11 protein-coding genes are annotated in these 15,221 nt (G+C 70.9%); 7 read left to right on the plus strand and 4 right to left on the minus strand.

The annotated features are described in order from the left end of the window. Positions 1–42: 42 nt before the first annotated feature. The 4 genes from ACFY2Q_RS25595 (at position 43) to ACFY2Q_RS25610 (ending at position 5,275) form a co-directional block, all read left to right on the plus strand. Positions 43–192, plus strand: coding sequence for a hypothetical protein (locus ACFY2Q_RS25595; protein ID WP_306271253.1), 150 nt, complete (start codon positions 43–45; stop codon positions 190–192). A 17-nt stretch (positions 193–209) separates the two neighbouring features. Next, a complete protein-coding gene (locus ACFY2Q_RS25600; protein WP_387134313.1) occupies positions 210–1,637 on the plus strand; it encodes a class I SAM-dependent methyltransferase in 1,428 nt (475 codons plus the stop codon). Positions 1,638–1,749: 112 nt separating this feature from the next. Then, on the plus strand, positions 1,750–3,798 hold the full coding sequence (locus tag ACFY2Q_RS25605; protein ID WP_387134369.1) for a sulfatase-like hydrolase/transferase: 2,049 nt from the start codon (positions 1,750–1,752) through the stop codon (positions 3,796–3,798). 193 nt (positions 3,799–3,991) lie between these two features. Next, complete coding sequence (locus tag ACFY2Q_RS25610; protein ID WP_387134315.1) at positions 3,992–5,275, plus strand: citrate synthase; 1,284 nt, start codon at positions 3,992–3,994, stop codon at positions 5,273–5,275. A gap of 285 nt (positions 5,276–5,560) precedes the next feature. On the opposite strand, the gene ACFY2Q_RS25615 is transcribed toward ACFY2Q_RS25610, so the two are convergent. From ACFY2Q_RS25615 to ACFY2Q_RS25630, 4 genes are all read right to left on the minus strand, one after another. Further along, on the minus strand, positions 5,561–5,917 hold the full coding sequence (locus ACFY2Q_RS25615; RefSeq protein ID WP_387134317.1) for a nuclear transport factor 2 family protein: 357 nt from the start codon (positions 5,915–5,917) through the stop codon (positions 5,561–5,563). After that, complete coding sequence (locus tag ACFY2Q_RS25620) at positions 5,914–6,381, minus strand: SRPBCC domain-containing protein (protein ID WP_387134319.1); 468 nt, start codon at positions 6,379–6,381, stop codon at positions 5,914–5,916. The genes ACFY2Q_RS25615 and ACFY2Q_RS25620 overlap by 4 nt, the downstream gene beginning before the upstream one ends. A gap of 150 nt (positions 6,382–6,531) precedes the next feature. Then, positions 6,532–6,879: an ArsR/SmtB family transcription factor gene (locus ACFY2Q_RS25625; RefSeq protein WP_387134322.1), complete on the minus strand. Its 348-nt coding sequence runs from the start codon at positions 6,877–6,879 to the stop codon at positions 6,532–6,534. 279 nt (positions 6,880–7,158) lie between these two features. Beyond that, the gene (locus ACFY2Q_RS25630) at positions 7,159–8,640 is read right to left on the minus strand and encodes a glycosyltransferase family 4 protein (protein WP_387134325.1); all 1,482 of its coding nucleotides are present in this window, start codon (positions 8,638–8,640) and stop codon (positions 7,159–7,161) included. 337 nt (positions 8,641–8,977) lie between these two features. On the opposite strand from ACFY2Q_RS25630, the gene glgX reads away from it, so the two are divergent. From glgX to treZ, 3 genes are read left to right on the plus strand one after another with little or no spacing between them, the layout of a single operon-like run. Further along, positions 8,978–11,095 (plus strand): glycogen debranching protein GlgX, encoded by a 2,118-nt coding sequence (gene glgX / locus ACFY2Q_RS25635; RefSeq protein WP_387134329.1) that lies wholly within the window; start codon positions 8,978–8,980, stop codon positions 11,093–11,095. A 1-nt stretch (position 11,096) separates the two neighbouring features. Then, positions 11,097–13,415 (plus strand): malto-oligosyltrehalose synthase, encoded by a 2,319-nt coding sequence (gene treY, locus ACFY2Q_RS25640; RefSeq protein ID WP_387134331.1) that lies wholly within the window; start codon positions 11,097–11,099, stop codon positions 13,413–13,415. After that, positions 13,412–15,136 (plus strand): malto-oligosyltrehalose trehalohydrolase, encoded by a 1,725-nt coding sequence (gene treZ / locus ACFY2Q_RS25645; protein WP_387134333.1) that lies wholly within the window; start codon positions 13,412–13,414, stop codon positions 15,134–15,136. Before treY ends, treZ begins: the two co-directional genes overlap by 4 nt. Positions 15,137–15,221: the final 85 nt, after the last annotated feature.

Consider the following 15,221-nt stretch of genomic DNA (forward strand, 5'->3'; position numbering starts at 1 on the left):
CGGGACGCCGGTGTCGAGACGGGCGAGGGGAAGGAGCGGTCGGTGAACCATCTGGCCTACCTGGACGCGGGATCCGGCAGCCTGATCGTGCAGGCCGTCGTGGGCGGGGTGGCCGGCGTCGCGGTCGCCGCCAAGCTCTACTGGCGGCGGCTGGTCGGGCGGTTCCGCCGGCAGCCCACCGACCAGCGTTGAACCGGTTTGGGGCGACGATGACAACCTCACCCACCGGGGTACGCCCCGAGCCGGCCTCCTTCCGCGACCCCGCCAACCGGGTCTTCCACGTCGGAGACGAGGTGCTGCGCGGGCTGGACGCGCAGGCCGCCGAGCACTGGCGGACCCTGTCGGCCAGCCCGTTCTTTCCCGCCCTGGTCGCCGCCGGCAAGCTCTGCGCCACCGAGGACGCCCCGTCGAGCCTCGTGCCCGCCGCAGCCGGGAAACCGTGGGCGGCGGTGCTGCGCCACGAGCGCATCCCGTTCGTCTCCCACCCGTACGAGTGGTCCTTCGGCATGCTGCGCGACGCCGCGCTGCTGCACCTGGAGATCCTGCGCACCGCCCTCGCCGACGGCTTCACCACGAAGGACGGGTCGGCGTACAACCTCCAGTGGCGTGGCGCGAAGCCGGTCTTCATCGACATCGGCTCCTTCGAGCCGGTCCGCGACGGCGAACCCTGGGCCGGTTACCGGCAGTTCTGCCAGACCGCTCTCTATCCACTGCTGCTCACCGCCCACCTCGGCGTGGACTTCCAGCCCTGGCTGCGCGCCCAGGTCGACGGCATCGAAGCCGACCAGCTCCGCCCGCTCTTCGGCGGAGCCCGTCGGCTGCGCCCCGGCGTCCTGACCCACGTGCACCTGCACGGCGCCATGCAGCAGCGCAACGCCGCCGCCAGCACCAGTGACGTCCGCGCCCAACTGCGGGCCGCCGGCTACTCCCGCGAGTTGCAGACGGCCACCGTACGCGGCATCGAGAAGCTCGTCCGCCGGCTGGACCACCGCCCGTCGGGCAGCCACTGGGCGGACTACCGCAGCACCTGCGGCTACTCCGCGTCCGACCGGGTCGCCAAGGAACAGTTCGTTGTCGCCGCGGTGGCCGCCACCCGTCCGCGCCTCGTGCTCGACCTGGGCGCCAACGACGGCCGGTACTCCCGGTTGGCCGCCGGGCACGCCGACTACGTGGTCGCCGTGGAGCAGGACCCGGCAGTTGTCGACGAGCTGTACCGGGCGCTGCGGTCCGAGGGGCAACGCCGCATCCTGCCGCTCGTGGTGGACCTGGCCGACCCGTCGCCCGGCGGCGGCTGGCGAGGCGTCGAGCGCGCCGGTTTCGCCGAACGGGCGTCGGCGGGTGTCGTGCTCGCCCTGGCCCTCGTGCACCACCTGGCGATCGGGCGCAACGTGCCGCTGCCCGAGGTCGTCGACTGGCTGGCCGGACTGACCGCACCCGGGGGCGCCGTGGTGGTGGAGTTCGTCCACCCGGAGGACCCGATGGCCCGCCGACTGCTTGCCAACAAGCCCGAGGGCCTGTTCCCCGACTACCGGCGCGACACCTTCGAACGGCTCCTCGCCGCCCGGGGCCGCATCACCGAACGCCTCGAACTGCCCTCGGGCACCCGCACGCTCTACCGGACGGTGATGGGTGGCTGACCCGGCCGCCCCAACCCCGCCGGCCCCGGACAAGCAGCCGCCGCCGGCCATGGACGCGCAGCCCTCGCCGGCCTCGGGCGCGCAGCCGCCGCAGGGCGCGCCGCCGGCGGCCATGGACGCGCAGCCGCCGCCGGCCGCGGATGCCGGTGCGTCGGCGTCGGCGTCGGCGCGGTGGGACCGGGGCTGGCGCGGCGAGCTGGGCCGACTGCTGGAGGTGGTCGCGCTTGTCGGCCTGGTCGTCACCCAGCCGCTGCTGGACGTGCTCGGCCGCAGCCCCGACTTCTTCCTCTTCCACCGTGCCGACCCCGGCCAGATCATGCTGCTTGGCGCCCTGGTGGCGGTCGTGCCCACACTGCCCGTGGCGGCGCTCGGCGCGCTCAGTCGACTCGCTGGCCGCACCGCCCGCGCCCTCACCCACACTGTGCTGGTGGGGCTGCTGCTCGCCGCCCTCGCCGTGCAGGTGGGCCGGCACACGACGCCACTTCGGGGCGTACCCCTGCTGCTGGTTGCCGCTCTGGCCGGCGCGGCCGGCGCGGCCGTGCACCGACGGTGGCGGGCCCCGGGCCGGGTGCTGCGACTGGCCGCCGCCGGGCCGGTGGCCTTCGTGGTGCTGTTCCTGCTCGTCTCACCCACCTCGGCGGTGGTGCTGCCACGCGGCGACGGCGGCGCGGCCGGCACCGCGCAGGGTGCGGCAGTGCACCCGCCGGTGGTCATGCTGATCCTCGACGAGCTGCCGCTCGTCAGCCTGCTCGGCGCCGACGGCCGGATCGACGCGCAGCGGTTTCCGCACTTCGCCGAGTTGGCCGACGACTCGACCTGGTACCGCAACGCCACAGGGGTCAGCGGCTGGACGCCCAACGCGCTGCCCGCCATGCTGACCGGCCGCTACCCGGAGCGGGCCGTCGCGCCGCACTACTCGCAGTACCCCGACAACATCTTCACCGCCTTCGGCGGCCTCTACGACGTCGAGGCCCAGGAGAGCATCACCCGGCTCTGCCCACCCAGCCGCTGCGAACAGCCGGTCACCCCCGAACAGGGCCTGGGCGTGCTGGTCCGCGAGACCCGCACACTGCTCGGTCAGATCGCCGGGCCGACCGAGAGCGCCGCCGACCCGGAGGACTCCTACCGGGAGCAGACCCGCGCCGAGGCCGGGCTGGACGCCGCCGAGCCGGTGCCGGACGACCCGAAGTTCCGCTGGGACAGCCTCGACGACAACCAGCCGGCCCGGTTCACAAGCTTCCTGGCCGGGCTGAAACCCGAGCCCCGGCCCACCCTGCACTTCCTGCACCTGCTGATGCCGCACTCACCGTGGGCGTACCTACCGTCCGGCGTCCGCTACGACGCCCCGGAGGACCTGCCCAACGACGGCGCGGGCTGGGTCGACCTGGCCCGGCAGCGGCACCTCGCCCAGCTCGGCTACACCGACCGGCTGATCGGCGAGACACTGCGGACGCTGCGCGCCAGCGGCCTCTACGACCAGGCCCTCGTCATGGTCACCGCCGACCACGGGGTGAGCTTCCGCCCGGGCGCGCAGGGCCGCGGCATGGACGCCATAAAGGCCGCCGCCGGCGAGGTCGCCTGGGTGCCGATGTTCCTGAAGGAGCCCCGGCAGCAGACCGGCCGGGTGGACGACCGCAACTGGGAGCACGTCGACCTGCTGCCCACCGTCGCCGACGTCGCAGGCATCCGACTGCCCGCCCGCGTCGACGGCCGCTCCGCCCGACAGGCCCCGCGCACGGACGCCACGAAACACTTCTACGACCGCCCCGGCGAACCGGTCACCTTCCCCGGCGGGGTGCCCGCACCGCCGCCGCTGCCGACACCGCACCCACTCGTGGGCACCGATGTCCGGGCCGGCCCACCCGGAGGCAGCGCCCGGGTGGCCGACCTGGCCGCGTTCCGGGCCACCGATCCGGACACCGGTGCCCTTCCGGCACTGGTCTGGGGTGACGTGCCGGACGCCATCCCGGACGGCACCCAGCTCGCGGTGGCGGTCAACGGCCGCATCGGGGCGGTGGTGCCTGTGGTGCCGCGCGACGCCGGCGGGCGCCGGTTCGCCGCGCTGCTCACCGACGACAGGCTGTTCCGGGCCGGAACGAACCAGCTCGACGTCTACCAGATCGCGGCGGACGGCACGCTGCGACGCCTCGCGCTGTCCTAGCACCGGGTCACGGTCAGTTCGGGTCTTTCTGGGCGTCCCGGACAGCGGGACGGCGGGTTTCCCGGGTGGCGGGTCGGGAATCGGGTGACGCATACCTCACCGTCGAACCACGGCGGGCAGTGTCCCCCCGGCCGCAATTACGGTAGAAGCGAAGGCAATTCAACGTAGATCTGCCGGCGAAGCGAGGAACCACATGACGGAAGTCAAGCTCGATCACCCCGGTGGGCAGCTGTCGATGCCGGTACACCCTGCGGTCGAGGGCCCCGCCGGTGTCGGGGTGAGCAAGCTTTTGAAAGAAACCGGGATGACAACGTACGACCCCGGTTTCGTGAACACCGCCGCTGCCTCATCCGCGATCACCTACATCGACGGCGACGCGGGCATCCTGCGTTACCGGGGATACCCGATCGAGCAGTTGGCCGAGAAGTCCTCCTTCCTGGAGGTCTCGTACCTGCTCATCTACGGCGAGCTGCCGACCGAGCAGCAGCTGACCGAGTTCACCGAGTGGATTCGGCGGCACTCGCTGCTGCACGAGGAGATGCGCCGCTTCTTCGACGGCTTCCCCCGGGACGCCCACCCGATGGCAGTGCTCTCGTCCGCGGTGAGCGCCCTGTCGACCTTCTACCAGGACAGCTTGGACCCGTTCGACTCCGAGCACGTGGAGATCTCGACGGTCCGGCTCATGGCGAAGGTGCCCACCATCGCCTCCTACGCGTACAAGAAGTCCATCGGGCAGCCGCTGCTCTACCCGGACAACTCGCTGGGGTACGTCGACAACCTGCTGCGGATGACGTTCGGCGTGCCGGCGGAGCCGTACGAGGTCGACCCGGTGATGTCGAAGGTGCTGGACATGCTCTTCGTCCTGCACGCCGACCACGAGCAGAACTGCTCCACGTCGACCGTCCGGCTGGTCGGCTCCAGCAACGCCAACCTGTTCGCCTCGGTCTCGGCCGGCGTGAACGCGCTGTTCGGTCCGCTGCACGGCGGCGCCAACCAGGCGGTGCTGGAGATGCTCCAGAAGATCAACGCCGAGGGTGGCGACGTCCGTTCCTTCGTCCGCAAGGTCAAGGACAAGGAGGACGGCGTCAAGCTGATGGGCTTCGGCCACCGGGTCTACAAGAACTACGACCCGCGGGCGGCGATCGTCAAGAAGGCCGCGCAGGACGTGCTCGGCCGGATGGCCAAGCCGGACCCGCTGCTGGACATCGCCATGGAGCTGGAGGAGATCGCCCTCGACGACGACTTCTTCGTCTCCCGTCGGCTCTACCCGAACGTGGACTTCTACACCGGCCTGATCTACAAGGCCATGGGCTTCCCGACCAAGATGTTCACGGTGCTCTTCGCGCTCGGCCGGCTCCCCGGCTGGATCGCCCAGTGGCGCGAGATGATCAACGACCCGGAGACCAAGATCGGCCGTCCGCGGCAGGTCTACGTGGGTGCCCCCGAGCGGAACTACGTCCCGTTCAACGAGCGCTGACCCTCCTTTTTCGCACCACTTTTTTCGCATCACCCGCAGGCCGTCGACCCATCCGGGTCGGCGGCCTGTCGCCTTCGGCTGCGCTTCCGACCATGCCCAGGTAGGCCCTTGATCGACTCGGTTTCCTTGATGCCGCGGTATCCCCGCGGTCGGGACACCCCCAGTTCCTGGAACCCGAGTCGATCAATCGCCGAGCCGGTCCGAAGGGAGCGTGGACGGACCCCGCCACGGTGATTCGGCGCGAGGGCGGCCTGTCGCGGGGCGGGCCAGCTGTCGATGTCGGCCTCAGGGCAGCGGGACGACGTACGAGTCGACGCGAGCGATCAGCCCGCCGCGGAACGTGAACAGGTCGTTGAAGGCGAACCGGAACGGCCCGTGGTCCACGCTGACACCGTCGCCCTCGCCGGTGGTCACGACGACCGGGCCGTCCTCGTAGACCCGCTGGACGTCCAACTGAGGGCTGCCGGTGAACCCCGGGTTCTCGATCTCGCCGTCGAACTCCGCCTTGCCGCGCGTGATGCGGTGACCGTGAATCACCCACTCGACGTCGTCGGTGAGGGTCGCGAGGATGCGCGGGTGGTCACTGGTCCGAAAGCCCGCGAAGTATTCCGCGACGAGCTCACGTTGGGATGCCCGCGTCATGTCGTGCTCCGTCCTGGTGTGGGCTCGTCGTGCTCAAGGTGCGCGGCGAGGGCGTCGAGGATCGAGGCGAGCCCGTCAACTGCCTGGGCGCTGCGCAGCTCCGGGGGAAGCCGCCGCTGGTGGACGGTGAGATCCGTGCCGTCGGCGGCGGGCTGGATGGTGACTGTCGTGCGCAGGCCGGTGACCGGCTCGTCGAACACCAGCTCGTGCGGGGCGGTGATGCTCACGTAGACGAACCGGAGCCGCCGCGACGCACCGCCTGGCGCGCGGGTGTCGAGGGCGAACTCGCCGCCGGGCCGCAGGTCAAGGGCCACGGACTCCGGGGGTACGGTCGCGTGCGACCCGCCCCAGAACGCCGCGATGCCGCCCGGTGAGGTGAACGCGGTCCAGACACGCTCCGGGCTCGCCCGGAGGTGACGCCGGGCGATGAGCTCGCCGCCGTGGAGTTCCGCGCGGGCGTTCAACGGGCCACCCCGTCGCCCCGGAGTTCCGTGCGGGCGGTCAACGGACCGCTCCGTCTGGCGGCGTTGCCCGGCGGTCATCGGACGGCTTCGTTGCCCGGCATTTCGGTGCGGCGGTCAACGGGCCGCTTGCCCGGCATTTCGGTGCGGCGGTCAACGGGCCGCTCCCTCGTCGTCGAGGTGCCGTTCCAGGGCATCGAGTCGGTCGTCCCAGGCGCGGCGCTGCTCGTCGATCCACCCCCCGAGCAGCGACAGGCGATCGGCCCTCAGTCGACACGGGCGCTTGGTGCCCTCGCGTCGCTGCTCGACCAGACCACACCGCCGCAGGACGCCAACGTGGTGGGAAATCGCCTGTGGAGTGAGGTCGAACGGTGCGGCAAGCTCGCCGACCGTGGCGTCGCCCTGGGCGAGACGCGTCACCAGGGCGCGACGGACGGGGTCGCCGAGGGCGGCAAAGGCCGAATCGAGATCCGGGCCGGATGCCGCGAGTGATGTGGACACGTCCTCACCCTAACGCAGGCAATCCTTTGCGCAAACGACCGTTTGTAGAGGCGCGTCGCAATGTCGCCGACATGGGGGTATCCCGTAGCGGGGACACCGCCACGTCGGCGACCTGGAGTCGATCACCGAGCAACGCGACAGGCCGGCCTCTCCGCAGCGCCGCCCAGCCCCGCCACGCGTGGTGATCGACTCGGGTTCCTTGAAACTGGGGTGTCCCGGGCCTGCGGACACGCCGGTTTCCTTAATGTCGAGTGGATCAAGCGACGGTGCGCCGCACAGTCAGCGCAGGCCGGCGGCGGCGAGCAGGTTTCCCTCGGGCAGGGCCGGGAGTGCGCGGCCCTGGGACATGCGCTGCTCGGCGCGTTGGGCGGTGCACTCGGCGTCGGTGGTGATGGCGGCGGCGTAGCTGGCGGCGGTGCGCTGGGCGATGGCGGCCCAGCCGTACTGGTCGTGGACCATCCGGCGGGCGCGTCGGGCCATGGCGCGGGCACTGTCGCGGTCGGACAGCAGCGCGTCGACGGCGTCGGCGAGCCCGTCCGGGTCGTGGGGCCGGAAGGTCATTCCGGTCACGCCGGGTTCGACGATCTCGGCGAGACCGCCGGTGGCGGCGACGGCAAGGGGTGCTCCCGCGGCGGCGCCTTCCAGGGCCACCATGCCGAACGGCTCGTAGATGCTGGGCACCGCGAAGCAGTCGGAGGCGGCCATCAGGGCCGGCAGGTCGGTGCCGCCGAGGAAGCCCGGCATGGTGACCATGCCACCGAGGCCGCGGCGGTGCATCTCGGCCTCCAGTTCGGCACGGTACGGGCCGTCGCCGGCGATCACGGCACGCAGTCCGGGGTGGCGGTCCCGCAGTCGGGGCAGCGCGGCGATCAGGTGTTGGACGCCCTTCTCGTACACGAGTCGGCCGGCGAATGTGACAAGCGGGCCGTCCCCGGCGAACCGGGCTCGGGCGGCGGCGACGGCGCGTGCCGGCACCTTCCAGCGGTGCGGCTCCACGCCGTTGGCGACGACGTCGACCCGTCCGGCCGGTACGCCGAACAGGGCGTTCACCTCGTCACGCATGTAGCCGGAGCAGACGATGACCCGGCCGGATTCGCTGCTGAGCCACTGCTCGACGCCGTGGATGGTGCGGTTCATCTCGTCGGGCAGCCAACCCTGGTGCCGGCCCGCCTCGGTGGCGTGGATGGTGCTCACCAGCGGGATGTCCAGGTGGTCGCGCAACGTCATCGCGGTGTGGGCGACGAGCCAGTCGTGGGCGTGGATGACGTCGTAGGTGCCAGCCTCGGTGGCGCGCAGCGCGGTGCGGGTGAGTGTGTGGTTGAAGGCCATCGTCCAGGCCAGCAGCGAGTCGGTGGCCAGGGGGAAGGTCACCGGGTCCTCGGGGGCGCGCAGGATGCGGACGCCGTCGGCGTACTCCTCGAGGGGTGCGCCCTCGGTGTGGCGGGTGACGACCGTGACGTCGTGGCCGGCGGCGGCCAGTGCCACCGACAGGGCGTGGACGTGGCGGCCGAGGCCGCCGACGAGCACCGGCGGGTACTCCCAGGACAGCATCAGGATGCGGCGGGTCTGCGGGGGGACTCCCGGGCCGGGCTGCGTCGGCACGATCGCGCCGGGCTGCGCGGAGAGGACGGCCTGCGGGGACAGACCGGCCTGCGCGGCGACGCCGGGCTGGGTCGGGAGCTGGGGCCGGGAGGTCAGGGTTGGCCGGTGGGTCCGGTCCACGGTGGTAGCGAGCTGCTCGTCGACCCGCAGGGTCGTCACAGTCAATCTCCGTCCATGCATGGTGGTGCGCGCCGGCGTCAGTGGCGGCGGAGCGAGAGGGTGTAAGGGGTGGCGTAGGCCGAGTGGGGGTACGCGCGGGCGTACGTCCCCGAACAAGCAAAGGGCATCGAGCGCGATACCGCACCTTCAAAGGCGTGATGGTGATGGAGGACACCCGAGGGTGTAGCGCGCATCAGACAGGTGGATTCCGGTCGCCGCCTGAAAGGATGGATTGGCGCGCCTGGGCGGGGGGCACTTACCGCGTGCGCGCGGGGCGGGGTGTCCGCTGGCGCGCTCGTGGCGCGGCGCGCACACGACAATTGCGTGAAGGAGCGACATGCAGGTCTGGCCGGGCGAGCGGTATCCCCTGGGCGCCACCTACGACGGGATGGGCACCAACTTCGCCATCTTCTCCGAGGTGGCCGAGCGGATCGAGCTGTGCCTCTTCGACGAGTGGGACACCGGCGCCGAGCGCCGGGTCGAGCTGCGCGAGGTGGACGCCTACGTCTGGCACGCGTACCTGCCGGGCATCGAGCCGGGGCAGCGTTACGGCTATCGGGTGTACGGCCCGTACGACCCCGCGAACGGGCTGCGTTGCAATCCGCACAAGCTGCTGCTCGACCCGTACGCCAAGGCCATCGACGGTGACGTGACGTGGGATCCGGCGGTCTACGACTACGACCTGGCGGAGCCGGAGCGGATGAACGAGACCGACTCGGCGCCGTTCATGCCGAAGTCGGTGGTGGTCAACCCGTACTTCGATTGGGGCAACGACAAGCCGCCGCGCACCCCTTACCACCACTCGGTGATCTACGAGGCGCACGTACGCGGGTTGACGATGCGCCACCCGGAAATCCCGGAGGAGTTGCGGGGCACGTACGCGGGCATCGCCTCCCCGCCGATGATCGACTATCTGACCCGGCTCGGGGTGACGGCGATCGAGCTGATGCCCGTGCACCAGTTCATCCACGACCACCGGCTGGTGGATCTGGGGCTGCGCAACTACTGGGGTTACAACACGATCGGCTTCTTCGCCCCGCACCACGGCTATTCGGCGCTGGGCCGGACGGGCCAGCAGGTGCAGGAGTTCCGGGGCATGGTCAAGGCGCTGCACGCGGCAGGCATCGAGGTCATCCTCGACGTGGTCTACAACCACACGGCCGAGGGCAACCACCTCGGGCCGACGTTGAGCTTCAAGGGCGTGGACGCCCCGAGCTACTACCGGCTCAGCGAAGAGGACCGTCGCTACTTCGTCGACTACACGGGCACCGGCAACAGCCTCAACGTACGCAGCCCGCACTCCCTGCAACTGATCATGGATTCGTTGCGGTACTGGGTGACCGAGATGCACGTCGACGGGTTCCGGTTCGACCTGGCGGCCACCCTGGCCCGCGAGTTCTACGAGGTGGACCGGCTGTCGACCTTCTTCGAGGTGGTGCAGCAGGACCCGGTGGTCAGCCAGGTGAAGCTGATCGCCGAGCCGTGGGACGTCGGCCCCGGCGGCTACCAGGTGGGCAACTTCCCGCCGCTGTGGACGGAGTGGAACGGCAAGTACCGCGACACGGTGCGGGACTTCTGGCGCGGCGAGCCGGCCACCCTCGCCGAGTTCGCTTCGCGGATCTCCGGCTCGGCCGACCTCTACCAGGACGACGGTCGACGCCCGTTCCACAGCATCAACTTCGTCACCGTCCACGACGGGTTCACCCTCAACGACCTGGTGTCGTACAACGACAAGCACAACGAGGCCAACGGCGAGGACAACCGGGACGGTGAGAGCCACAACCGGTCGTGGAACTGCGGTGTCGAGGGTGACACCGACGACGAGGCGGTGCTCGCGCTGCGGGCCAAGCAGCGCCGCAACTTCCTGGCCACGCTGATGCTGTCGCAGGGCGTGCCGATGATCGGCCACGGTGACGAGTTGGGTCGCACCCAGCGGGGCAACAACAACGTGTACTGCCAGGACAGCGAGCTGGCCTGGATCGACTGGGACAACGCCGACGAGCAGTTGCTGGACTTCGTCCGCACGCTCACCGACTTCCGTAAACGGCATCAGGTGTTCCGCCGCCGCCGGTTCTTCACGGGTCTGCCGGTGGGTGGGCGTGGCATCGACGAGCCGCTGCCCGACCTGGCCTGGTACACCCCGGACGGGCGGGAGATGACAGGCGAGGACTGGGGCAACGACTTCGGCCGCGCGGTGGCGCTGTTCGTCAACGGTGAGGGCATCCGGGAGCGCGGCCAGTACGGCCAGCGCCACCACGACGCCTCGTTCCTGCTCTGCTTCAACGCCCACGACGCGCCGCTGGACTTCACACTGCCGGGCAGCGACTACGGGCAGAAGTGGGAACGGGTGATCAGCACCGCCGAGCCCGAACCCGGCGACGCCACGGTGATCAGCGCGGGCGGCACCATCCGGGTGCCGGACCGTTCCCTCGTGGTGCTGGAGAGGACGATCTGACATGGCGGCCACCCCTGCAAAGGCCACCGTACAAGCCACCTACCGCGTCCAGGTCCGCCCCGGCTTCGACCTGGACGCCACCGCCGGGATCCTCGACTACCTCGCAGACCTGGGCGTCAGCCACCTCTACAGCGCCCCGCTGCTGGCCGCCACGCCCGGCTCTCAGCACGGCTACGACGTGGTCGACCACCGGGCCGTCAACCCTGAGCTGGGCGGCGAGGCGGGCCGGCAGCGGCTGCTGCGCGCCCTGCGCGAGGCCGATCTCGGCCTTGTCGTCGACATCGTGCCCAACCACGCAGGGGTGGCCGTACCGCCGGCCAACCCGGCCTGGTGGGACGTGCTGCGCCGGGGGCGCGACTCGACGTACGCCGACTGGTTCGACATCGACTGGGATCGGGGCCGGCTGCTGCTGCCGGTGCTCGCCGACGACCCGGCCGCCCTGGACGACCTCAAGCTTGTCGACGGGGAGCTGCGCTATCACGAGCACCGCTTCCCGGTCGCCGAGGGCACCGGCGACGGCAGCGCGCGGGAGGTGCACGACCGGCAGCACTACGAGCTGATCTCCTGGCGGCGCGGTGACGCCGAACTGACGTACCGCCGGTTCTTCGCCGTTTCGGGCCTTGCCGGTCTGCGCGTGGAGGACCCGGCGGTGTTCGACGCCACCCACGAGTTGATCCTGCGCTGGGCGGCGGCGGGGGAGGTCGACGGCATCCGCGTCGACCACCCCGACGGCCTCCGCGACCCGGCCGACTATCTGGCCCGGCTGCGGGAGGCCGCGCCGGAGGCCTGGCTCGTGGTGGAGAAGATCCTGGAGTACGGCGAGGAGCTGCCGGACTGGCCTGTCGACGGCACCACCGGGTACGACGCCCTCGCCGCCGTCAGCGGGCTCTTCGTCGACACCGACACCGAGGGCGACTTCACGGCGCTGGACACCCGACTCGCCGGCCGCCACACCTCATGGGAGGACCTGACCCACGACACGAAGCTTGCCGCCGCGACACGGCTGCTCGCCGCCGAGCTGACCCGGCTGGCCGCGCTCGCCCCCGACGTGCCGGCCGAGCAGGCGCGGGCGGCGCTCGCCGAGTTGGCGGCCGTGTTCCCGGTCTATCGGGGCTACCCGCCGCACGGCGCCCGCTATCTCGCCATCGCCCGCTCCGAGGCCGGCCGCCGCCGCCCCGACCTGGCGACAGCACTGGACGCGGTCACCCGCCGGCTTCGCGACAGCGACGACGAGTTGGCCCGCCGCTTTCCGCAGTTCACCGGAGCGGTGATGGCCAAGGGCGTGGAGGACACCGCGTTCTATCGCTGGACCCGGTTCGTGGCGCTCAACGAGGTCGGCGGCAGCCCCGCCCACTTCGGGGTGCCACCGGCGGAGTTCCACCGCTTCGCCTCCGCCCGGCACGTCTGCTGGCCGGCGAGCATGACCACCGTCTCCACCCACGACACGAAACGCGGCGAGGACGTCCGCGCCCGCCTCGCCGTGCTCAGCGAGCTGCCGCAACGCTGGGCCGAGCAGGTCACCAGCTGGATGGAGTGCGCCCCGCTGCCGGACCCGTCGTTCGCCCACCTGCTGTGGCAGACCGCCGTCGGCGCGTGGCCGATCGAGCGGGAGCGGCTGCACGCGTACGCCGAGAAGGCCGCCCGGGAGGCCGGGGCCTCGACGAGTTGGACGGACCCGGACCCGGCCTTCGAGCAGGCGATGCACGCCATGGTCGACGTGATGTACGACGACCCGAGCGTGCACGACGAGCTGACCGAATTCGCCGCCGCGATCACCCCGGCTGGCTGGTGCAACTCGCTCGGGCAGAAGCTGATCCAGCTCGCCATGCCCGGCATCCCGGACACCTACCAGGGCACCGAGTTGTGGGACAACTCCCTCGTCGACCCGGACAATCGGCGGCCCGTCGACTTCGACGTACGCCGAGAGATGCTGGCACGCCTCGACGGCGGCTGGCGTCCCCCGATCGACACCGACGGCGCGGCGAAGCTGCTCGTCGTGTCGCGGACCCTGCGCCTGCGGCGGGCGCACCCGGAGCTGTTCACCTCCTATCGGCCGGTGCCGGCGCACGGGCCGCAGGGCCGGCACGTGGTGGCCTTCGACAGGGGTGGCGCGATCGCCGTGGCGACCCGCCTGCCGCTGGCCCTGGCACGCGCCGGTGGGTGGTGCGACACAGTCCTGTCGCTTGGTGTTAACGAGGTGAAGGACCTGTTCACCGGCCGGGTCTACAGTGGCGGGGAGACCTCCGTGGCCGATCTGCTGGCCGACTATCCCGTCGCGCTGCTGGCTCCTCCCACCGCTTCCGTGGAGGCTGCGAGATGACCAAATTCTCCGTCTGGGCACCGGACGCCACACGGGTCCGGCTGCGCCTGGCCGGCGACGTCGACCACGAGATGCGCGCCGCCCCCGACGGCTGGTGGCGGGTGGAGGTGCCCGACGCCGGCCCCGACTACTCCTTTCTGCTGAACGACGACGAAACGGCACTGCCCGACCCCCGGTCGCCGTGGCAGCCTGCGGGTGTGCACGGGCCGAGCCGCCGCTACGACCACTCCGCGTTCGAGTGGTCCGACAGCGCGTGGACGGGCCGGCAACTGCCCGGCAGCATCCTCTACGAGCTGCACGTCGGCACCTTCACCCCGGAGGGCACCTTCGACGCGGCCATCGGCCGCCTCGACCACCTTGTCTCGTTGGGCGTCGACCTGATCGAGCTGCTCCCGGTCAACGCCTTCAACGGCGAACACAACTGGGGGTACGACGGCGTCTGCTGGTTTGCACCCCATGAGCCCTACGGTGGCCCCGACGGCCTGAAACGGTTCGTCGACGCCGCCCACTCCCGCGGGTTGGGGGTGATCCTCGACGTCGTCTACAACCATTTCGGGCCCTCCGGGGCCTACGCGCCGCGGTTCGGGCCCTACCTCGCCGAGCAGAGCAACACGTGGGGCCGCACGGTCAACCTGGACGGCCCGCACTCCGACGAGGTACGCCGCTACATCATCGACAGCGTCCTCATGTGGCTGCGCGACTACCACGTCGACGGGCTGCGGCTGGACGCCGTGCACGCCCTGCCGGACTCGCGGGCGGTGCCTCTTCTCGAAGAGCTGGCCGTTTCGGTGGAGTCGCTGTCGACGCACCTGGGCCGGCCGTTGTCGCTGATCGCCGAATCGGACCTCAACGACCCGCGGCTCATCACGCCACGGGAGGCGGGCGGCTTCGGGCTGCACGCCCAGTGGAACGACGACGCGCACCACGCGCTGCACACGTTGCTGACGGGGGAGCGGCAGGGGTACTACGGGGACTTCGGGTCGCTGGAGACACTGTCGGACGTGCTGACGGGTGGGTTCTTCCACGCGGGCACCTGGTCGAGCTTCCGCAACCGGCACCACGGGCGGCCTGTTGATCCTCGGGTGCCGGGGCATCGGTTCGTGGCGTACCTCCAGAACCACGACCAGATCGGGAATCGGGCTACCGGGGATCGGATCTCGGCTTCTCTGTCGCCTTCGCTGCTCCGCGTTGGGGCTACGTTGCTGCTGACGGCGCCGTTCACGCCGATGTTGTTCATGGGGGAGGAGTGGGCGGCCTCTACGCCTTGGCAGTTCTTCACCTCGCATCCGGAGCCGGAGCTGGCTACGGCGGTGGCTCTCGGGCGGCGGCGGGAGTTCGCGTCGCACGGGTGGGCTGAGGGGGACGTGCCTGACCCGCAGGACCCGGAGACGTTCGTGCGGTCGCGGTTGGACTGGGCTGAGCTGGACAAGCCCGAGCATCGGGAGATGTTGGCGTTCTACCAGCGGTTGATCGCACTGCGTCGTTCGTTGCCGGACCTGTCTGATCCTCGGTTGAACGCGGTTTCTGTGCAGCATGGGGACCAGTTCCTGCTGATGCGGCGGGGGGAGACGCTGGTGGTGGCGAACCTGGCTGGGCGGGGGCAGGGGGTTTCGCTGCCGGGGGTGGCGCGGCGGGTGCTGTTGGCCACGGGGGAGGGGGTCACCGTTATGCGGGACCGGATCGAGCTGCCTGCGGAGACCGCGGCGATTGTGGCGCTCTGACGCTGATGCGGAACCACTTGAGCGCATTATACTTCGAGTTTTGTTATGACCGAGCGAAACCAAGATCAGGGTCACCGCGTCGGAA

The organism is Micromonospora sp. NPDC000316 (assembly GCF_042898885.1).
Classification (GTDB): Bacteria; Actinomycetota; Actinomycetes; order Mycobacteriales; family Micromonosporaceae; genus Micromonospora.

Excerpts from the sequence above, each read along its gene's own strand:
- ACFY2Q_RS25600 (WP_387134313.1), top strand. The coding sequence starts at position 210 with ATGACAACCTCACCCACCGGGGTACGCCCCGAGCCGGCCTCCTTCCGC.
- ACFY2Q_RS25605 (WP_387134369.1), top strand. The coding sequence starts at position 1,750 with ATGGACGCGCAGCCGCCGCCGGCCGCGGATGCCGGTGCGTCGGCGTCG.
- ACFY2Q_RS25610 (WP_387134315.1), top strand. The coding sequence starts at position 3,992 with ATGACGGAAGTCAAGCTCGATCACCCCGGTGGGCAGCTGTCGATGCCG.
- ACFY2Q_RS25615 (WP_387134317.1), bottom strand. The coding sequence starts at position 5,917 with ATGACGCGGGCATCCCAACGTGAGCTCGTCGCGGAATACTTCGCGGGC.
- glgX (WP_387134329.1), top strand. The coding sequence starts at position 8,978 with ATGCAGGTCTGGCCGGGCGAGCGGTATCCCCTGGGCGCCACCTACGAC.
- treY (WP_387134331.1), top strand. The coding sequence starts at position 11,097 with ATGGCGGCCACCCCTGCAAAGGCCACCGTACAAGCCACCTACCGCGTC.
- treZ (WP_387134333.1), top strand. The coding sequence starts at position 13,412 with ATGACCAAATTCTCCGTCTGGGCACCGGACGCCACACGGGTCCGGCTG.